This is a genomic window from Pseudomonas quasicaspiana (assembly GCF_021147825.1).
In the GTDB taxonomy this organism is placed as follows: Bacteria; Pseudomonadota; Gammaproteobacteria; order Pseudomonadales; family Pseudomonadaceae; genus Aquipseudomonas; species Aquipseudomonas quasicaspiana.
Genome location: NZ_JAGTPI010000058.1, coordinates 19837 through 39020, shown reverse-complemented (window position 1 = coordinate 39020; position 19184 = coordinate 19837). Strand labels below are relative to the sequence as shown.

Here is a 19184-nt window from a genome sequence, read left to right as displayed (position 1 = left end):
CAGGACGCCGGGTTAGCCGCATTGGGCCATGGATGGCCCGTTGCGGCGGCCCACGGTTTCAGATCTGCGGGCGGGTACACCGAGCGACAGCGAGGTGCCAAGTGGTGGGGCAAGAGCGTTTTGCTTACTTTTGCGCTGTTCAAAAGTGAGGCGCTGTAAAAGCGCAACCAATATCAGCCGTTACCTAATAACGGATATGCTCACACAATCCACAATCCACAATCCACAATCCACCAACCACCAACCACAAACCACAATCAAAAAACAGCCAATAAAAAAGCCGACCCGGATAACCAGATCGGCTTTCTTGCAACAACAATCCCGAAGGGATTATTACTTGCGGCTAGCCTTGTCCAACATACGCAGAGCGCGCTCGTTGGCTTCGTCAGCAGTTTGCTGAGCTTTCTGAGCAGCAGCCAGAGCTTCGTCAGCTTTGCGATAAGCTTCGTCAGCGCGAGCTTGCGAACGAGCAGCTGCGTCTTCGGTAGCGGTCAGGCGAGCTTCGGTTTCTTTGGATACGCTGCTGCAACCGGTAGCCAGAACTGCTGCCAGAGCCAGAGCAGAGAATTTCAGAGCGTTGTTCATTGTGTTCCCCTTCAAGGAATTTTTTCAAATTAGTCATCTCTCGAAAATGAGAAAATGACCGGCGTACATAGTACCCACTGTTTGTAGTAAGTAAACTGACGAAGCGCAAGAAGCCCGAGATTTTCTCTGCTTTGAAAGTGTTCCGCCTTACTTCTCATGTGTTTTGTATAAAAAATATCCAGCCGCTGCACGCGTACACGTAACCCTATGCCCATGGGCTTCAGAGTCGCAGTCCAGCACTCCTGAGTACCGCAGGTATATGAGGAACATGTATCTGTTTAGCTCATGTCGAGGTGACTTTCAATTCACCCCGGCGTCTCAATCGACAAGCTCCGGCAATGTTCAGTTCAACGCTTCGCTCAATCAGATATTCGGTCGCTGCTTTTTGCGGTCGATTCGCTTGAGCATATTCCCCAATGACGCCTACTATTTGCAGGTGCTCTTTTGTTGGGATCAGCAAAGCTCTTCTCGGTGTCCAAAACAGGCACAGGGTGGCGTAGATGTTCCTTCGCCGGAAAAACATCGGTAAGGTAGGGGTCAAATTCCAAGACCCGCGAGGAGTAGTGATGAGCGAGGCGCTGTCCATCCACCATGATGAGACCGGTCACCAGTTTGAAATCAACATCGACGGTCACCGTGCCTACCTGACCTATATGGACCTGGGTAAGCAGACTCTGGATATCTATCGGACCTTCGTCCCCAATGCCCTGCGTGGTCGAGGCATTGCTGCTGCACTGACCGAACAGGCGCTCGATTACGCCGACAGCATCGGGTATACGGTCATTCCGTCATGCTCTTATGTAGAGCGCTACATGGAGCGCAATCAGCGTCAGGCGGCAAAGATCTGAGTCAGGGTTCAGTCGGTATCGCCGACAGTTGTTGTAACCCGATAGCACCATGAAAAACGCCGAGCATATGCTCGGCGTTTTCGTTTCTGCTGCTTATCAGCCGCGTTGGCGTTTCGGCAGTACGTCCTTGAGCTTGGCATGCATGCTGCGCAAGGTTTTTTCGGTGCTTTCCCAGTCGATGCAGGCATCGGTCACGGATACGCCGTATTGCAGCTCGGACAAATCCTTGGGAATCGCCTGACAGCCCCAGTTCAGATGACTTTCGACCATCAGGCCGATGATCGACTGGTTGCCTTCCAGAATCTGGTTGGCAACGTTTTCCATGACCAGCGGTTGCAGGGCAGGATCTTTGTTGGAGTTGGCGTGGCTGCAATCCACCATGATGTTCGGTTTGATCTTCGCCTTGTTCAGCGCCTGCTCACACAGCGCAACGCTCACCGAATCATAGTTGGGTTTGCCGTTGCCGCCGCGCAATACCACGTGACCATAGGCATTGCCTTTGGTGGTCACGATGGACACGCCACCTTCCTGGTTGATCCCCAGGAAACGGTGCGGGCTGGAAACCGATTGCAGGGCATTGATTGCGACGGTCAGGCCGCCGTCGGTGCCATTCTTGAAGCCCACTGCCGAGGAAAGGCCAGAGGCCATTTCCCGGTGAGTCTGGGATTCGGTGGTCCGTGCGCCGATGGCCGACCAGCTGATCAGGTCCTGCAGGTACTGCGGGGAGATCGGGTCAAGGGCTTCGGTGGCTGTCGGCAGGCCCATTTCGGCCAGGTCCAGCAGCAATTGACGGCCGATATGGAGACCGTCCTGAATCTTGAATGAGTCGTCCAGGTACGGATCGTTGATCAGACCTTTCCAGCCCACGGTGGTGCGCGGCTTCTCGAAGTAGACGCGCATCACCAGATACAGCGTGTCGGAAACCTCTGCGGCCAGTGCCTTGAGGCGTTCGGCGTATTCGTGTGCTGCCTTGATGTCATGAATCGAGCACGGCCCGATCACGATGAACAGGCGGTGATCCTTGCCATCGAGAATATCGCGGACTACTTCGCGGCCCTTGCTCACTGTTTTCAGTGCGGCGGCGGTCAGCGGGATTTCGCGCTTGAGCTGATCCGGTGTGATCAGTGTCTCGTTGGAGGAAACGTTGAGGTCGTCAATCGGTAAATCAGCCATCGTGCTACTCATCAGGTCGCGTATGCCGGCCGCCAACGAACCCCGTGGGGCGAAGCCAGGCATGATTGAGCGAAACGGGGGACCGAACCTTAGCGCGTTAGGCCTTGCCGATACAATGGGCAAACGCCGCTTTATCGAGCCCTGGAGGTGGTTTTTAGTCAGTTTGGCCAGCCGGGCGTGGAATGCCACTATTTGCACCGCATCGGGCAGGCAAGGATAGTGTCCATCTTGATCCGGGAGGCTATGTTGAATCAGCTAGAACTCAGCGACTTTGATGTCGACCAGCAATTACTGCAGTTACCTGGCACTTCGTTGCTGATATTCACCAGCGTCGGTTGCGCGAGTTGTCGTTATGCCCGGCAGCAGTTACCGACTCTGGATCTTGCTCTGGAGCGAATATGCTGGATCGACGCGGCCGAAAGCGGCGGGGCGGTCACGCGTTATGAAGTGTTTCATTTGCCCGCGTTATTCGTCATTCGTGACGGGCAATTTTATGGGGCATTGCGTGCGTCATTGACCGAGGCCAGCCTGCGCCAGGCAATAGTGGAAGCCTTGGCGCGGCAGCCTGATGAATTGCCCTGAACGGTTTTGAACAGGAGAGTCATATGAGTCATGAGCTGAAGCGGCCACGGATCGGCATTATCGGCACGGGTGCTATCGGAGGCTTTTACGGTGTCATGCTGGCAAAGGCAGGGTTCGATGTGCACTTTCTGCTGCGCAGTGAATTCGATGCGGTGGTGCGGGATGGGCTGTGTGTAAAGAGCGCAGTGCATGGAGAGCTGGTGCTCAATCCGGTTCAGGCCTATTCCTCTGCAGCTGATATGCCGCCATGCGATTGGTTGCTGATCGGCGCCAAATCCACCAGCAATGCGGCGCTGACACCCGCGATCCTTCAGGCTGCCGCCCCGGGAGCCAGGGTGCTGGTCCTGCAGAATGGTCTCGCGGTGGAAGACAGCCTGCGAGCCGGGCTTCCTGATTCGCTGCACCTGCTGGGCGGTTTGTGTTTCATCTGTGTACATCGCTCTGGCCCTGGCAAGGTGGTTCATCAGGCGCTGGGTGGCGTCAATCTGGGGTATCACAGCGGGCCGGCTGCCGACGCGGCCGCTCGCCAGGCCATCGTCGAGCAAGGTGCGGGGTTGTTTCATGCAGCGGGTCTGGATTCCCAGGCCATGGTCAATCTTCAGCAGGCGCGCTGGCAGAAGCTGGTCTGGAATATTCCGTACAACGGTTTATCCGCGTTGTTGCAGGCCGGGACTGAAGCACTGATGACGGACTCGCATACCCGGGCGTTGATCCTGACATTAATGGATGAGGTCGTGCGGGGGGCCGAGGCCTGCGGTTATGTGTTGCCTGAGGGCTATGCCCATCATCTGTTCGCCATGACCGAGAAGATGCCGGATTATCAACCCAGCATGTATCTGGACTACAAAGAACAACGTCCGCTGGAGCTCGACGCCATCTATATCCAGCCTTTAAGGGCTGCAACGCAGGCGGGATGTGATATGCCGCATGTGCGAATGCTGTACCAGGCGCTTGCGTTTCTCGACGCGCGTAACAACCGGATCACATAGGGCTCGCGGCGTCCGCCGCCAGTGAAGCCTATGACCTAAACGGCTCGCAGGTAATTGCCGCCACACTCCTTGGGGCGCTGCTAAGCTGATTCCATCTCCGCCATTCTGGCTGTCCGGGAGGTCGTACATGATTCGTTCGATGCTTTATGCCACAGACCTCGGTCTGTACGCGCCTTATGTTATGCAGCACGCGCTGGCACTGGCTCGAACATTCAAGGCCGAGCTCTATGTGGTGCATGTGGTGGAGCCCTTCGGGTCGTTTGCCGAATCGGTACTACAGAGCTATCTGGATGAGGACGCGTTGAAGGATCTGCGCAGTCAGGGGTTGAGTTCAGTCATGGAAGGTATTGAGCAGAGAGTGCTTGATGGTTTTCGTGAAGAGTTGGGCGAAGATCATCAGGATCTGGCGCTGATCAGCACCGTGCGGGTGGTTCAGGGTGATCCGTGCGATGTGATTCTGGGACAGGCTGAAGAGCTCAAGGTCGATCTGGTGATCGTCGGCAGCCATTGTCGTGGGGCAGAGCCCACCACGCCGATCGGTCGCACTGCAGCGCGGGTTCTGCAGCTTTCGCAGGTGCCGGTGTATATGGTGCCGGGTTGTACTCAAAGCGTGCGCAGATTGAATGGTCCGGTCGAATAAAATCGAGCGTGCCTTTATCGCGCAAAGGTGATAAAAAGTTCTAGCTTTGTCGTTACTACCATTAATCCAGTTATATACCGTCGCTGATGCCCTTGGCGTCTTCCTGCTTTGAGGGATTCATATGAAGCTTCAACAACTGCGCTACATCTGGGAAGTGGCGCACCACGACCTCAACGTTTCAGCGACGGCTCAGAGTCTGTATACCTCTCAGCCTGGTATCAGCAAGCAGATCCGCTTGCTCGAAGATGAGCTGGGCGTAGAAGTTTTCGCTCGCAGTGGCAAGCATTTGACCCGTGTAACTCCGGCCGGCGAGCGCATTATCACCACCGCAGGCGAGATCCTGCGCAAGGTTGAAAGCATCAAGCAGATTGCCCAGGAATTCTCCAATGAGAAGAAAGGCACGCTGTCCATTGCAACAACTCACACTCAGGCACGTTATGCGCTGCCGCCGGTGATCAGCAATTTCATCAAGCAATACCCGGACGTGTCGCTGCACATGCATCAGGGGTCGCCAATGCAGATCGCGGAAATGGCCGCTGACGGCACCGTCGATTTCGCCATCGCCACTGAGGCGCTGGAGTTGTTCGGTGATCTGGTGATGATGCCTTGCTACCGCTGGAACCGTTGCGTCGTGGTGCCTCATGGTCACCCGCTGACCAAAGTGCCGAAGCTGACCCTTGAAGTGCTGGCTGAGTATCCGATAGTGACGTACGTGTTCGGTTTCACCGGTCGTTCAAAACTGGATGAAGCGTTCAGCCATCGCGGCCTGACGCCAAAGGTGGTGTTCACCGCTGCCGACGCCGACGTGATCAAGACTTACGTACGTCTGGGGCTGGGTGTAGGCATCGTTGCGAAAATGGCGGTCGACACCAAGCTGGACAGCGATCTGGTGATGCTGGATGCCAGCGATCTGTTTGAGTCGAGCGTGACCAAGATCGGTTTCCGTCGCGGCACCTTCCTGCGTGGCTTCATGTGCGACTTCATCGAGAAGTTCGCGCCGCACCTGACCCGCGAAGTCATGGCGAAAGCGATCCAGTGCCACAACAAGCAGGAGCTGGAGGAGCTGTTTGACGGCGTTGAATTGCCGGTGCATTGATCGGTAAGCTTTGAGGGATGAATGATCCTTGTGGGAGCGAATTTATTCGCGAAGACGGTGGCCCCGATGACGGATCTTCATCTGGAGCATTGGCCTCTTCGCGAATGAATTCGCTCCCACACAGACTGTGTGAAAACTACTGCGCTCGGCAATACTGCGTTAAAAACAGGCGAAAAATGCTCATTTAGAACACCTAGACTCCGCTTTTTCGCCTGTTTTTGCCTTGTCTTGCCGTCGCTCGCTACGTTTTCACACAGTCTGCACAGGTTATGTAATTACCCGACGGATTATCGTCACACCTTCGCGATCAGATTCCCCGAGTGCAGCCCGCATTCCTTCTGCGTGGCTTCCTCCCACCACCAGCGACCTTCGCGCTCGTGCTGGTTCGGCAGTACCGGACGCGTGCACGGTTCGCAGCCAATACTGATGAAACCACGCTCGTGCAGGCTGTTGTATGGCAGTTCCAGCATGCGGATATAACCCCAGATTTCTTCACTGCTCATCTGTGCCAACGGGTTGAACTTGTACAGGGTGCGCTCCGGGGTGGAGAACGCGCTGTCGATTTCCAGTGCTGCAACCTGGCTGCGAGTGCCAGGGCTCTGGTCGCGACGTTGACCGGTGGCCCAGGCTTTCACGCCCGACAGTTTGCGGCGCAGTGGTTCGATCTTGCGCACGCCGCAGCATTCGCCGTGACCGTCCCGATAAAAGCTGAACAAGCCTTTCTCTTTGACGAAAGGTTCGAGCTTTTGCTGATCAGGGGTCATGATTTCGATATCGATCTTGTAGTGCTCACGGACCTGTTCGATGAAGCGATAGGTTTCCGGGTGCAGGCGACCGGTGTCCAGGCTGAAGACTTTGACGTTCTTGTTCAGTTTCCAGGCCATGTCCACCAGCACCACATCCTCGGCGCCGCTGAACGAAATCCACAGCTCGTCACCGAAATGCTGGAAGGCCAGTTTGAGGATGTCCTGTGCCGACTTGTTGGCGTAGGTCGCGGCGAGTTCGGCGACATCGAAGGGTGTGCTCATCAGGCGGTTTCCTAAATATGGCGCTTAGGCGCTCGTAATGACGCGAATGTTAACAAAATCTTTCGACGGGTTGGCCGGTTCATCTCGCCGTTTACGGCATCGAACGGAGAATTCATCGTGGCGTCGAATCGCGATTTACACGTGTAGATGCATTTCGTAGGAGCTGCCGAAGGCTGCGAAGCATTCATCCTGACATACCTCCATCGCAGCCTTCGGCAGCTCCTACAGGATTAAAGAGGCATCATTTTTTCCAGCGTATCCAGCAAAACCCGGACCTTGGTAAACGACTCCTGATACTCGGCCTCGCAATCGGAATCCGCAACGATTCCGCCACCGGCCCAGCAGGATATCTTGCCGTCCCTTGCCAGCAGACTGCGAATCGCGATGGAGCTGTCCATCTCGCCACGCACGTCGAGATACAGCAATGAACCGCAGTACAGGCCGCGGCGGGTAGGTTCCAGTTCATCAATGATCTGCATGGCGCGAATTTTTGGCGCGCCGGTGATGGAGCCACCAGGAAAGCTGCCTGCGATCAAGTCCAGCGCGTCGTGATGGTCTGCCAGCTCACCCACCACGCTGCTGACCAAGTGGTGCACGTTGGGGTAGCTCTCCAGGCTGAACAGTTCCGGCACTTTCACTGAGCCAATACGGCAGCTGCGCCCCAGATCGTTGCGTAGCAGGTCGACAATCATCAGGTTTTCCGCACGATCCTTGGTGCTGGACAGGAGTTCCTGCGCATAGGCCTGGTCTTCGGCAGTATTTGTGCTCCGGGGGCGGGTGCCTTTAATGGGCCGGGTCTCGACGTGGCCCTGGCTGACCTTGACGAAGCGTTCAGGCGAAAGGCTCAGTACCGCGTCGCCATCTGGCAGTGCCTGATAACCGGAAAACGGGGTAGGGCAGGCCTGCCGCAACGCGCAGTAAGCCGCCCACGGGTCGCCTTCGTAGCGGGCCTGGAAGCGCTGAGTCAGATTCACCTGATAGCAGTCGCCTGCGTGGATGTAGGCCTGGATGCGTTCAAAGGCTTCACGGTAAGCGCTGGCACTGATTGAGGTCTCGAACTGGCCGACGAGGGCGAAGAGGTTCGGCTCGGATGCGTGCTGAGCGCTGAACAGCGCAATCAGCCGTTGTCGCTCGGCGTCTGCAAGCGACGGGTGAAACACCAGTTGGCTGGTCTGCTGTTGATGATCGCTGATCAATGCCCAGGCATAGAGCCCCAGTCGTGCGTCGGGAAGTAGCAGGTCATCAAGCGCAGCGCCGGATTGTGTTTCCAGGCGGCGACCGAAGTCATAACTGAGGTAACCGATCAAACCGCCTGCGAATGGCAACTCACAGTCGGCTGGCGACTGCGCCTGGCCGAGGGCGTTCAAGCCATCACGCAAGCGCTGGAAAAATCCGCTGCCGGTTTCTGCGCTGTCCGGCACGAATGTTTGCACGGGCCAGGCGCTGAGCAGGTCGTAGCGGCCGCGGTCGGCAGTCGGCCTGCCGCTGTCGAGAAGAATGGCGCCCGGGGCGTGAAGGATGCGTTGGAAATAATCCGCTGGGTCGGCGCGATAAGGCAGCGAATAAAGTAAGCAGTCAGGCATTCGAGGGTGTCAGTTCGGAGCGCGGGACGGGGATTGTAGTCCTCCGTCGGGATCGCTCCTAGGGGGGGCGTCGTAATTGGGCTGTTACGAGTGTCGTTACGGAGTGGCTGAGTGCTCAGGGCACCTGCACGTGACCAAACAGCTCCTGAACAAACTGTACGCGCTGCTCCGGTGTTTCCTGTTCGCCATTGAGAGCCAATTGCTCCAGTCGCGCTTCAACTGCCTGGGTCCGGTGCGTCAGGCCGCAGTCGTTGGCGATCTGGATATTCAGGCCTGGGCGGGCGTTGAGTTCGAGAATCAGTGGTCCTTGCTCCTGATCCAGCACCATGTCGACGCCGATGTAGCCCAGGCCGCACAGCTCGTAGCACTCGGCGGCCAGCTTCATGAAGCCGTCCCAATTGGGCAATTGAACGCCATCCACGGCATTGGTGGTGTCCGGGTGTTTGGTAATGATGTTGTTCAGCCAGGTGCCACGCAGGGTTATTCCTGTAGCCAGATCGACACCGACGCCAATCGCGCCCTGGTGCAGGTTGGCCTTGCCCCCGGACTGCCGGGTGGGCAGGCGCAGCATGGCCATGACCGGATAGCCCATCAGCACGATGATGCGTATATCCGGCACGCCCTCGTAGCTGATGCTTTTGAAAATCTGATCCGGAGTGACGCGGTATTCGATCAGCGCCCGATCCCGATGGCCGCCCAGCGAGTAGAGCCCGGTAAGGATGCTCGACACCTGATGCTCGATCTCCGAGTGGCTGACGATGCGCCCGGAGACAGTGCGGTAGCGACCCTCGAAACGATCGGCGATCACCAGAATGCCATCGCCGCCAGCGCCCTGGGCAGGCTTGATCACAAAGTCGCTGCGGCCGCCAATGATCTCGTCGAGTTTTTCGATTTCCTTCTCGGTGGAAATAACCCCGTACATTTCGGGCACGTTGATGCCCGCGGCAATGGCTCGTTCCTTGGTGATGATTTTGTCATCGACAATCGGATACAGACTGCGCTTGTTGTACTTGAGCACGTAGTCGGCGTTGCGTCGGTTGATGCCCATGATGCCCCGGGCTTCCAGCGCCTTCCAGGTTTTCCACCAGCCGATCATTTGGCTTCTTCTTGCTTGGATTCTTCCTTGAGGAAGGCTTTGAAGCGAACCAGTTCAGTCAGGCGATAACCGCGATAGCGACCCATGGCCAGCATGAAACCCACCAGAATCAGCAGCACTGCCGGGAAGGTGAAGACGAAATAGATCAGCGCTGGCACGCTCATGATGATGTGCGCCAGGGAGGCCGCGAACAGCGTGCCGATAGCAACTTTCATGGCATGGCCGCCACCGCGCTCTTCCCAGGTGATCGACAGGCGTTCAATGGTCATGGTCAGAATCACCATCGGGAACAGTGCCACTGAAAGGCCGCGCTCCAGACCCAGTTTGTGGCTGAGCACGCTGATGGCTGCAATCAGCACCACCACGAATGTCAGGACCACTGACAGGCGGGGCAGCATTTGCAGCTTCAAATGTTCCAGATAAGAGCGTAACGACAGGCCGAGCGCGGTGATTACCGTGAACAGGATGATGCCGAAGCCAAGCTGGGTTTCCCTGAACGCCAGAGCGATCAGTACCGGGGTAAATGTACCGAGGGTCTGCAGGCCGATGAGGTTGCGCAGGACCAGAATGACCAGCACGCCGATCGGGATCATGACCATGATCATGAAGGTCTGCTGGGTTTCCAGCGGCAGGCCATACAACGAGTATTCGAGGAAGTCGGCGTCAGTGCTGGCATCGGTCAGCTGTGCCAGGCGAATCGCGTTCATCTCGCTGTTGTTGAGGCTGAACGTGACCAGGGCCTTTTTGCCACCCTCGACGCTGATCAGATTGTCGTCGCCGGTCCACCACAGCAGACGGTCATCAGGCAGGCCTTTTTCGCCGGTGTCCGGGTTGAAATACAGCCAGTCCTTGCCGTTGAAGCTGCGCAGCCAGAGTTCCGGGCTTTGCGGCTGGTCAGCCACGAGGCGAATGGTGTGGACCTTTTCCATCGGTACGTGGGCAATGGACAGCAGCAATTCGGTAATGCGTGCTTTGTTGGTGCTGGAGGTATCACCCGCCAGCAGCAGCTTGACGTTGTCATCCTTCAGGTTGTTGACCCGCTTGATGGCTTCAGTGATGAAGGTTTCAACGTCGGCCGAGTGTTGGCGGATGGGCGCGAGCAGTGCTTCGGCAGCGATTTTTTCCGGACCTTCGACAGGAATGCTGTCACGGAAGATCGGACCTTTGGTCTTTAGCCTTTCGCCGCTATAGCGCTTGGTCAGCACCAGGCGGTAATAAAGTGTCTGGTTGCCAGTGGCGCGACGTGCTGACCAGGTGACTTTGCGATTGCCATCGACCCGGTTGACGCTGACGCCGTAATTATTGGAAATGAAGCTTTCGTTGAGGCTGATGAAGTCACGCGCCAGTGGCGGTACGAACATCTGGACCTTCACCGAGTCCTTATTGTTGTTGGCTACGAATTCGACCTTGGCGTCGATATTCCACAAATCGTCGGTTTCATCCTCAGTCATGGGGATGCCGAGCGCCAGAATCTGATAGGCCGTGATCGCGATTCCCAGGGTCACCAGGACGCCGATCAGGATTTTCAGATGCAAAGTCAAAGAACGCATGGGTTTACTCGGTGGTTTGAGCAGTAATTTCACAGCCAGGCTTGCCCGCTGCGTACTTAAGGCTTGGGTCGACCAGCGCATCAAAGCGTTTTAGAGCCTCGGAGCCGATCAAAAGCGGATATTGGAAAGCACTTCTGTCCGTCAAGTTCACTTCAATGGTGCGTAAAGATGCACCCATGCACACATCAAGGCTGATCACCGGGCGCGCCGTGTACTTTTTTTCCTCATCCGCATCGTAATCATCGGCTCGTCGCTTGATCTTGCTGACCCTTGCCAGCGGCCGCTCGATGGGGTGCGCATGGGCATCATCGATCGCCAGATAGAAGCGCACCCAGGTCTCGCCATTGCGTTTGAAATGTTTAATGTCCCGAGCGCTCAGTGAAGCAGTCTTGGCGCCGGTGTCGAGTTTGGCGGCAACTTGCAGGTCGATATCGTTGAGCTGAGCGTATTCGTTCAGACCATAAACGGTCTTGTCGGCTGCCATGCCGTTGATTGATAGCAGAAGAAGGCAGAGCAGGGCGGGGAGGGCTTTGAGTGTCATAAATCCTGGCACATTGAGGGCTGTCATCCGGACATCGCCCTTGAGTCGTTTGTTGGCTGGCGCAGTGCTATTACTGACGATCAGTCGGGGCGGCATTCTAGCATGAAGGTGCGTCTCGCTCACTGCGATGATCCTGTGGGAGCCTGGCTTGCCCGCGATAAGGCAACCGCAATACCTGGATCTTTTGGTGCCCTTATCGCGGGCAAGCCCAGCTCCCACAAACTAGTGTGCTGTAAAGATATTGTCGACACTCTCAAGGTTTTCTTTGACTGGTGGATGATCTATAGCTACTTTTAGCTGAAATAATTCATATGGTGTCGACAATGTTGGATTCGGCCGCAAGCGCTGCTCCAGTGAGCGAAGACTCGGAAACCCTTTCCGAAAACGTCTTCCGTCGCATTCAGTCCGCCATCATCAAAGGTGAGATCGCCCCCGGCAGCAAGATTTCCGAGCCTGAACTGGCGCGCACTTACGGCATCAGTCGTGGCCCTTTGCGTGAGGCCATTCATCGTCTGGAAGGTCAACGGCTGCTGGTGCGGGTGCCGCATGTGGGTGCCCGTGTGGTTTCCCTCAGTCATGCCGAACTGATCGAACTTTACGAAATCCGCGAATCCCTCGAGGGCATGGCCTGCCGTCTGGCGGCCGAGCGCATGACTGCGGAGGAAATCGATGACTTGCGCCGCGTGCTTGAAACCCATGAGCGTGATGCCGCGTTTCAGGCCGGAGTCGGTTATTACCAGCAGGAAGGGGATTTCGATTTCCATTACCGGATCATCCAGGGCAGCGGCAATAAAACCCTGACGCAAATGCTCTGCGGCGATCTTTATCAACTGGTGCGTATGTACCGCATCCAGTTCTCCGCAACGCCCAACCGGCCTCGTCAAGCCTTCGCCGAACACCATCGCATTCTCGACGCCATCGCCGACCGTGACGGCGAGCTGGCCGAACTGTTGATGCGCCGCCACATCGGCGCCTCCAAACGCAATATCGAGCGGCACTATCTAGAGCAGTGTTCCCTGCAACAGCCTGCCCCAACCCGAGGTGAATAATGAATTCCAATAAAACCACTCCTGGTCAACGTTTTCGTGATGCGGTTGCCAGCGAGCATCCGCTGCAAGTGGTCGGCGCGATCAATGCCAACCATGCGTTGCTGGCCAAGCGCGCCGGGTTCAAGGCGATCTACCTGTCGGGTGGCGGTGTGGCGGCGGGCTCTCTGGGCATTCCTGATCTGGGTATCACCGGCCTGGATGACGTCCTGACTGACGTACGCCGTATCACCGATGTCTGCGATTTGCCTTTGCTGGTAGACGTGGATACCGGTTTTGGTTCGTCGGCCTTCAACGTGGCCCGCACCGTGCGCTCGATGATCAAGTTCGGCGCGGCGGCGATTCACATTGAGGATCAGGTGGGTGCCAAGCGCTGCGGCCATCGTCCGAATAAAGAAATCGTGACCCAGCAGGAAATGGTCGATCGCATCAGAGCGGCCGTGGATGCCCGCACCGATGACAGCTTCGTGATCATGGCCCGCACAGACGCGCTGGCGGTTGAAGGCCTGGAATCGGCCCTTGAGCGTGCGGCTGCGTGCATCGAAGCGGGTGCCGACATGGTCTTCCCCGAAGCCATCACCGAGCTGGACATGTACAAGCTGTTCGCCTCGCGGGTCAAAGCACCGATTCTGGCCAACATCACCGAGTTTGGCGCCACGCCGCTGTTCACCGTGGAAGAGCTGCGCAGCGCTGATGTGTCCCTGGTGCTCTATCCTTTATCGGCATTCCGCGCCATGAACAAGGCGGCGGAAAATGTCTACGGCGCGATTCGCCGGGATGGCAGCCAGAAAAATGTGGTCGACACCATGCAGACCCGCATGGAGCTTTACGACGCAATTGATTACCACACCTTCGAGCAGAAGCTGGATGCGCTGTTTGCGCAGAAGAAAGGGTAAGGCGCGACCACCCGGTAGGAGCCAACTTGTTGGCGAAGCGTCGGGTCTGACACCGCCTCGCCAACAAGTTGGCTCCTACCGGGAGCTCTGAGTTCTCAACGAATTGCCAAATCCCTAAAAAATCCAAAATTGGAGAGAGCAATGGCTGAAGCAAAAGTATTAAGCGGCGCGGGCCTGCGTGGTCAGGTTGCCGGGCAGACTGCTTTGTCTACCGTGGGCCAGACCGGTGCCGGTTTGACCTACCGGGGCTATGACGTAAAAGAGCTGGCTGCCGAAGCGCGTTTTGAAGAAGTTGCCTATCTGTTGTTGTATGGCGAGCTACCGACTCAGGCGCAACTGGAGGTTTATCTGGCGAAGCTGAAAAAGCTCCGTGACCTGCCGCCAGCGTTGAAAGAGGTCCTCGAGCGGATCCCCGCAGATACCCACCCAATGGACGTCATGCGCACTGGCGCGTCGATGCTGGGCACGCTGGAGCCGGAAACCGGCTTCGAGCATCAGCGCCATTCAACCGACCGCCTGCTCGCTGCTTTCCCGGCGATCATGTGTTACTGGTATCGCTTCAGTCACGACGGCAAACGCATCGATTGCGTGACCGACGAGGACTCCATTGGCGCGCATTTCCTGCATCTGTTGCTGGACAAGAAACCCAGTGACCTGCATCAAAAGGTCATGGATGTTTCGCTGATCCTCTATGCAGAGCATGAATTCAATGCGTCGACCTTCACGGCGCGGGTCTGTGCCTCGACCCTGTCCGATCTTTTCTCGTGCATCACGGCGGCGATTGGCACGTTGCGCGGTCCGTTGCACGGCGGCGCCAATGAAGCGGCCATGGAGATGATTCAGCGTTTTGACTCTGCCGAAGACGCCATCAAAGGCACCCTTGGCATGCTGGAGCGCAAAGACAAAATCATGGGCTTTGGTCACGCGATCTATAAAGAGTCGGATCCGCGTAATGAAGTGATCAAGGGTTGGGCGAAAAAGCTCGCCGATGAAGCGGGCGACACCGTGTTGTACCCAGTGTCTGAAGCCATCGACAAAACCATGTGGGAGCAGAAAAAACTGTTTCCCAACGCCGACTTCTACCATGCCTCGGCGTACCACTTCATGGGCATCCCGACCAAACTGTTTACGCCGATTTTCGTCTGCTCACGCCTGACTGGCTGGGCGGCGCACGTGTTCGAACAGCGAGCCAACAACCGCATCATCCGACCCAGCGCCGAGTATGTCGGCGTGGAGCAGCGCAGTTTTGTGAGCATCGAAAAACGCTGACCAGAACCCTTTTGTTGCTGACACAAACATTGAACCTGTAGGAGCTCACCGAGGTTACGAGGCCAGCGATGGCGATTTGTCTGACACACCGCTATCGCTGGCCTCGTAACCTCGGTGAGCTCCTACAGGATCGGGTTCAATTTGAATTTTGCATTTGTTTGAAAGAGCTTCTACAGAGCGGGATGTGTGTGCTGCCACTTACACGCTACCCGCCATTTTCTTGAATTTCCCGTGATTGAGGCCCAGCGCCATGAATTCAGAACACCGCAAACCCTTGCCCGGCACCTCACTGGACTACTTCGATGCCCGTGAAGCAGTCGATGCCATCAAACCCGGCGCTTACGACGGCTTACCCTATACCTCGCGAGTGCTGGCGGAAAATCTGGTGCGGCGCTGCGATCCGGCAACCCTGAGCGCATCTCTGGAACAGTTGATCGAGCGCAAGCGTGACCTGGACTTCCCGTGGTTTCCGGCCCGTGTGGTGTGTCATGACATACTTGGCCAGACGGCGCTGGTTGACCTGGCCGGCCTGCGCGACGCCATCGCTCTACAAGGTGGCGATCCAGCACTGGTCAATCCGGTGGTGCCGACGCAGTTGATTGTCGACCATTCTCTGGCGGTTGAGCATGGCGGTTTCGAGCCTGACGCCTTCGAACGTAACCGGGCGATTGAAGATCGCCGCAACGAAGACCGTTTTCACTTCATCAACTGGACCAAAAAAGCCTTCAAGAATGTCGATGTGATCCCGCCTGGCAACGGCATCATGCACCAGATCAATCTGGAGCGAATGTCGCCTGTGGTGCATGCACTGGAGGGCGTGGCATTTCCGGACACATTAGTCGGTACCGACAGTCATACGCCTCATGTGGACGCGCTGGGTGTGATCGCCATTGGCGTCGGCGGGCTTGAAGCCGAGAGCGTCATGCTCGGCCGGGCGTCGTGGATGCGCCTGCCAGACATCATTGGCGTTGAACTGGTGGGCAAACGTCAGCCCGGCATTACCGCAACCGACATCGTGCTGGCCGTGACCGAGTTTCTGCGGGCCGAAAAAGTCGTGTCTTCTTACCTGGAGTTTTTCGGAGACGGCGCTAATGCACTGACCTTGGGCGATCGGGCGACTATCTCCAATATGACGCCTGAATTCGGCGCGACTGCGGCGATGTTCTACATCGATCAGCAAACCCTGGATTACCTGACCCTGACCGGGCGCGATCCCGAGCAAGTCAGGCTGGTCGAAACCTACGCTAAACAGACTGGTCTGTGGGCCGACAGTCTGAAAACCGCCGAGTACGAGCGGGTGCTGAAATTCGACCTGTCCAGCGTCGTACGCAATATCGCTGGACCCTCCAACCCTCATCGCCGGGTGCCAACTTCCGAATTGGCCGCGCTGGGAATTTCTGGCGTCGTAGAAAACGAGCCGGGCCTGATGCCCGACGGCGCGGTGATCATCGCGGCAATCACCAGTTGCACCAACACCAGCAACCCACGCAACGTGATCGCTGCGGGCTTGTTGGCGCGTAACGCCAATGCCGCTGGCCTGACCCGCAAACCCTGGGTCAAATCGTCTCTGGCGCCAGGCTCGAAGGCGGTGCAGTTGTACCTTGAAGAAGCCAATCTGCTGCCGGAGCTGGAAGCCTTGGGCTTTGGCATCGTCGGTTTTGCCTGCACCACCTGCAACGGCATGAGCGGCGCGCTGGATCCGGTCATTCAGCAGGAAGTCATCGATCGCGATTTATACGCCACGGCGGTATTGTCCGGTAACCGCAACTTTGACGGGCGCATTCATCCTTATGCCAAGCAGGCCTTCCTGGCGTCACCGCCCCTGGTGGTGGCCTATGCGATTGCGGGCACCATTCGTTTCGATATCGAGAAGGATGTGCTGGGCATCGACAAAGCGGGTACCCCGGTCACGCTGAAAGACATCTGGCCCAGCGATGAGGAAATTGACGCAGTGGTCAAAGCCAGCGTCAAGCCCGACCAGTTTCGTCAGGTCTACATTCCGATGTTCGAGATCAAGGCTGACGACGGTGAACGGGTCAAACCACTATACGACTGGCGCGCGCCAAGCACTTACATTCGACGTCCGCCTTATTGGGAGGGCGCGCTGGCGGGGGCTCGTCCATTGAAAGGCATGCGTCCGCTGGCCGTGCTCGGCGACAACATCACCACTGATCACTTGTCACCGTCCAACGCGATCATGCTCGACAGCGCTGCCGGGGAATATCTGGCGAAAATGGGCCTGCCGGAAGAGGACTTCAACTCGTACGCGACGCATAGGGGCGACCATTTGACCGCGCAGCGTGCGACCTTCGCCAACCCCAAGCTGATCAACGAAATGGTGCTGATCGACGGCAAGGTCAAGCAGGGCTCGCTGGCACGTATCGAGCCGGAAGGTCAGGTCACGCGAATGTGGGAGGCGATTGAAACCTACATGGAGCGCAAGCAGCCGCTGATTATTATTGCGGGCGCAGATTACGGCCAGGGCTCCTCTCGTGACTGGGCGGCCAAAGGTGTGCGGCTGGCCGGTGTCGAGGCCATCGCCGCCGAAGGTTTCGAGCGCATACACCGCACCAATCTGGTGGGTATGGGCGTTCTGCCGCTGGAGTTCAAGCCGGGTGTCGATCGCCATACGCTGAGCATTGATGGCAGCGAAACCTACGACGTGATCGGCGAACGTATTCCCCGCAGCACCTTGACGCTGGTGATCCATCGCAAGAATGGTGAGCGAGTGGAGGTGCCGGTGACCTGCCGTCTTGATACGGCTGAAGAGGTGTCGATCTACGAAGCAGGTGGGGTTTTGCAGCGTTTTGCGCAGGATTTTCTTGAGGCGGCTACAGCCTGAAGATCGCCCATATCTTGATTTGGAATCAGATCAATTGTGGGAGCTGAGCTTGGTCTGGGCGGCATTCCGACGATCAGGCTGGACGCGATTCACTTTAGACCGCATATACCTTATCGCGGGCAAGCCTCGCTCCCACAGGTTGGGTGCTCGCCTCGCGATTGCATGGAGACAAATTTTTATGGCAAGGGCACCACAAATAAAAATCCCCGCCACCTACATGCGCGGCGGTACCAGTAAAGGCGTGTTCTTCACGCTGGCTGACCTGCCCAAAGCAGCGCAGGTGCCAGGTGCGGCTCGCGATGCTTTGCTGCTGCGGGTCATCGGCAGCCCCGATCCGTACGAAAAGCAGATTGACGGGATGGGCGCGGCGACTTCCAGTACCAGCAAGACGGTTATCGTGTCGCGCAGCACTCGCGCGGATCACGACGTGGATTATCTGTTCGGGCAGGTCTCCATCGACAAGCCCTTCGTGGACTGGAGCGGCAATTGCGGGAATCTCTCGGCAGCCGTCGGCCCGTTCGCCATCAGCAGCGGTCTGCTGGACGCCTCGCGGGTTCCCCAAAACGGCGTTGTCGTGGTGCGGATATGGCAGGCAAATATCGGCAAGACGATTATTGCCCATGTGCCCATTACTGACGGAGCGGTGCAGGAAACCGGCGATTTTGAACTGGACGGCGTGACGTTTCCTGCCGCCGAAGTGCAGCTGGAATTCCTCGATCCGGCGGCCGACGAAGAGGGCGGTGGTGGTTCGATGTTTCCTACCGGCAATCTGGTGGATGAGTTGGAGGTGCCAGGTGTTGGCACGTTCAAGGCCACGCTGATCAATGCCGGTATCCCGACCATTTTTGTTAACGCTCGAGACATCGGCTACAGCGGTTGTGAATTGCAAGGCGATATCAATGGCGACCCTAAAGCGTTGGCCATGTTTGAAGCGATCCGCGCCCACGGGGCGCTGCGCATGGGCTTGATCAAGTATCTGGAAGAAGCTGCAACCCGGCAGCACACGCCGAAAGTCGCGTTTGTGGCAGAAGCTGCTGACTACATCGCCTCCAGCGGCAAGCCGGTAGCTGCCAGCAATATCGACCTGCTGGTGCGGGCCATGTCCATGGGCAAGTTGCATCACGCCATGATGGGGACGGCTGCGGTGGCCATCGGTACCGCAGCGGCGATCCCGGGCACGCTGGTCAATCTGGCAGCGGGTGGCATTGAACGTGAGGCGGTGCGTTTCGGACATCCGTCCGGCACCTTGCGGGTCGGGGCTCAGGCGCTGCAGAGCAACGGCGAATGGAAAGTCACCAAAGCCATCATGAGCCGTAGCGCGAGGGTGTTGATGGAGGGTTGGGTGAGGGTGCCGGGTTAGGCGAATGAGGTGCTGCAGGAGCGCGCTTGCCCGCGATGGCGTCAGATCAGTCAATTGATT

17 protein-coding genes are annotated in these 19184 nt (G+C 57.3%); 10 read left to right on the top strand and 7 right to left on the bottom strand.

Annotated features, from left to right (window positions below; all coding sequences use genetic code 11):
• Window positions 1-333: 333 nt before the first annotated feature.
• The gene (locus KDX30_RS24260; RefSeq protein ID WP_027902232.1) at window positions 334-585 is read right to left on the bottom strand and encodes an Lpp/OprI family alanine-zipper lipoprotein; all 252 of its coding nucleotides are present in this window, start codon (window positions 583-585) and stop codon (window positions 334-336) included.
• 566 nt (window positions 586-1151) lie between these two features.
• Here KDX30_RS24260 and KDX30_RS24255 point away from each other — a divergent pair.
• Window positions 1152-1433, top strand: coding sequence for a GNAT family N-acetyltransferase (locus KDX30_RS24255; RefSeq protein ID WP_027902233.1), 282 nt, complete (start codon window positions 1152-1154; stop codon window positions 1431-1433).
• 96 nt (window positions 1434-1529) lie between these two features.
• Here KDX30_RS24255 and KDX30_RS24250 read toward each other — a convergent pair whose 3' ends face one another.
• The gene (locus KDX30_RS24250; RefSeq protein WP_027902234.1) at window positions 1530-2606 is read right to left on the bottom strand and encodes a 3-deoxy-7-phosphoheptulonate synthase; all 1077 of its coding nucleotides are present in this window, start codon (window positions 2604-2606) and stop codon (window positions 1530-1532) included.
• 243 nt (window positions 2607-2849) lie between these two features.
• Here KDX30_RS24250 and KDX30_RS24245 point away from each other — a divergent pair, with 243 nt between their 5' ends.
• The 4 genes from KDX30_RS24245 (at window position 2850) to cysB (ending at window position 5913) form a co-directional block, all read left to right on the top strand.
• Complete coding sequence (locus KDX30_RS24245) at window positions 2850-3188, top strand: thioredoxin family protein (protein ID WP_049827144.1); 339 nt, start codon at window positions 2850-2852, stop codon at window positions 3186-3188.
• Window positions 3189-3211: 23 nt separating this feature from the next.
• The gene (locus KDX30_RS24240; protein WP_231677698.1) at window positions 3212-4177 is read left to right on the top strand and encodes a putative 2-dehydropantoate 2-reductase; all 966 of its coding nucleotides are present in this window, start codon (window positions 3212-3214) and stop codon (window positions 4175-4177) included.
• Window positions 4178-4304: 127 nt separating this feature from the next.
• On the top strand, window positions 4305-4817 hold the full coding sequence (locus KDX30_RS24235) for a universal stress protein (protein WP_027902237.1): 513 nt from the start codon (window positions 4305-4307) through the stop codon (window positions 4815-4817).
• A 121-nt stretch (window positions 4818-4938) separates the two neighbouring features.
• Complete coding sequence (gene cysB, locus KDX30_RS24230) at window positions 4939-5913, top strand: HTH-type transcriptional regulator CysB (protein WP_087265080.1); 975 nt, start codon at window positions 4939-4941, stop codon at window positions 5911-5913.
• A 293-nt stretch (window positions 5914-6206) separates the two neighbouring features.
• Here cysB and KDX30_RS24225 read toward each other — a convergent pair whose 3' ends face one another.
• From KDX30_RS24225 to rloA, 5 genes are all read right to left on the bottom strand, one after another.
• Entirely contained in the window at window positions 6207-6941 is a 735-nt protein-coding gene (locus tag KDX30_RS24225) for a phosphoadenylyl-sulfate reductase (RefSeq protein WP_027902239.1), read from the bottom strand.
• 230 nt (window positions 6942-7171) lie between these two features.
• Window positions 7172-8524, bottom strand: a complete 1353-nt coding sequence (pabB, locus tag KDX30_RS24220; RefSeq protein ID WP_231677697.1) for an aminodeoxychorismate synthase component I — start codon at window positions 8522-8524, stop codon at window positions 7172-7174.
• Between the two features lie 115 nt (window positions 8525-8639).
• Window positions 8640-9617 (bottom strand): alpha-L-glutamate ligase-like protein, encoded by a 978-nt coding sequence (locus KDX30_RS24215; RefSeq protein WP_164706056.1) that lies wholly within the window; start codon window positions 9615-9617, stop codon window positions 8640-8642.
• Window positions 9617-11170, bottom strand: a complete 1554-nt coding sequence (rloB, locus tag KDX30_RS24210; protein WP_231667884.1) for an osmotic stress tolerance membrane protein RloB — start codon at window positions 11168-11170, stop codon at window positions 9617-9619. The genes KDX30_RS24215 and rloB overlap by 1 nt, the downstream gene beginning before the upstream one ends.
• Before the next feature lie 4 nt (window positions 11171-11174).
• Entirely contained in the window at window positions 11175-11711 is a 537-nt protein-coding gene (gene rloA / locus KDX30_RS24205; protein ID WP_027902243.1) for a retropepsin-like aspartic peptidase RloA, read from the bottom strand.
• Window positions 11712-12034: 323 nt separating this feature from the next.
• Between rloA and KDX30_RS24200 the strand changes: the two genes are divergently transcribed.
• From KDX30_RS24200 to prpF, 5 genes are all read left to right on the top strand, one after another.
• A complete protein-coding gene (locus KDX30_RS24200; RefSeq protein WP_122397582.1) occupies window positions 12035-12760 on the top strand; it encodes a GntR family transcriptional regulator in 726 nt (241 codons plus the stop codon).
• A complete protein-coding gene (prpB, locus tag KDX30_RS24195) occupies window positions 12760-13653 on the top strand; it encodes a methylisocitrate lyase (RefSeq protein ID WP_231677696.1) in 894 nt (297 codons plus the stop codon). Before KDX30_RS24200 ends, prpB begins: the two co-directional genes overlap by 1 nt.
• A gap of 141 nt (window positions 13654-13794) precedes the next feature.
• Entirely contained in the window at window positions 13795-14922 is a 1128-nt protein-coding gene (gene prpC / locus KDX30_RS24190) for a bifunctional 2-methylcitrate synthase/citrate synthase (RefSeq protein ID WP_231677695.1), read from the top strand.
• 250 nt (window positions 14923-15172) lie between these two features.
• On the top strand, window positions 15173-17764 hold the full coding sequence (gene acnD / locus KDX30_RS24185) for a Fe/S-dependent 2-methylisocitrate dehydratase AcnD (RefSeq protein ID WP_231677694.1): 2592 nt from the start codon (window positions 15173-15175) through the stop codon (window positions 17762-17764).
• Window positions 17765-17942: 178 nt separating this feature from the next.
• Window positions 17943-19124: a 2-methylaconitate cis-trans isomerase PrpF gene (gene prpF, locus KDX30_RS24180; RefSeq protein WP_231677693.1), complete on the top strand. Its 1182-nt coding sequence runs from the start codon at window positions 17943-17945 to the stop codon at window positions 19122-19124.
• The last annotated feature ends 60 nt before the right edge of the window (window positions 19125-19184 follow it).

What these genes read in the sequence shown, in the direction of transcription:
- cysB (WP_087265080.1), top strand. Translation starts at nt 4,939, where the DNA reads ATGAAGCTTCAACAACTGCGCTACATCTGGGAAGTGGCGCACCACGAC.
- rloB (WP_231667884.1), bottom strand. Translation starts at nt 11,170, where the DNA reads ATGCGTTCTTTGACTTTGCATCTGAAAATCCTGATCGGCGTCCTGGTG.
- prpB (WP_231677696.1), top strand. Translation starts at nt 12,760, where the DNA reads ATGAATTCCAATAAAACCACTCCTGGTCAACGTTTTCGTGATGCGGTT.
- KDX30_RS24245 (WP_049827144.1), top strand. Translation starts at nt 2,850, where the DNA reads ATGTTGAATCAGCTAGAACTCAGCGACTTTGATGTCGACCAGCAATTA.
- KDX30_RS24250 (WP_027902234.1), bottom strand. Translation starts at nt 2,606, where the DNA reads ATGGCTGATTTACCGATTGACGACCTCAACGTTTCCTCCAACGAGACA.
- KDX30_RS24235 (WP_027902237.1), top strand. Translation starts at nt 4,305, where the DNA reads ATGATTCGTTCGATGCTTTATGCCACAGACCTCGGTCTGTACGCGCCT.
- prpF (WP_231677693.1), top strand. Translation starts at nt 17,943, where the DNA reads ATGGCAAGGGCACCACAAATAAAAATCCCCGCCACCTACATGCGCGGC.
- KDX30_RS24240 (WP_231677698.1), top strand. Translation starts at nt 3,212, where the DNA reads ATGAGTCATGAGCTGAAGCGGCCACGGATCGGCATTATCGGCACGGGT.
- KDX30_RS24225 (WP_027902239.1), bottom strand. Translation starts at nt 6,941, where the DNA reads ATGAGCACACCCTTCGATGTCGCCGAACTCGCCGCGACCTACGCCAAC.
- rloA (WP_027902243.1), bottom strand. Translation starts at nt 11,711, where the DNA reads ATGACACTCAAAGCCCTCCCCGCCCTGCTCTGCCTTCTTCTGCTATCA.
- pabB (WP_231677697.1), bottom strand. Translation starts at nt 8,524, where the DNA reads ATGCCTGACTGCTTACTTTATTCGCTGCCTTATCGCGCCGACCCAGCG.
- acnD (WP_231677694.1), top strand. Translation starts at nt 15,173, where the DNA reads ATGAATTCAGAACACCGCAAACCCTTGCCCGGCACCTCACTGGACTAC.
- KDX30_RS24260 (WP_027902232.1), bottom strand. Translation starts at nt 585, where the DNA reads ATGAACAACGCTCTGAAATTCTCTGCTCTGGCTCTGGCAGCAGTTCTG.
- prpC (WP_231677695.1), top strand. Translation starts at nt 13,795, where the DNA reads ATGGCTGAAGCAAAAGTATTAAGCGGCGCGGGCCTGCGTGGTCAGGTT.
- KDX30_RS24255 (WP_027902233.1), top strand. Translation starts at nt 1,152, where the DNA reads ATGAGCGAGGCGCTGTCCATCCACCATGATGAGACCGGTCACCAGTTT.
- KDX30_RS24200 (WP_122397582.1), top strand. Translation starts at nt 12,035, where the DNA reads ATGTTGGATTCGGCCGCAAGCGCTGCTCCAGTGAGCGAAGACTCGGAA.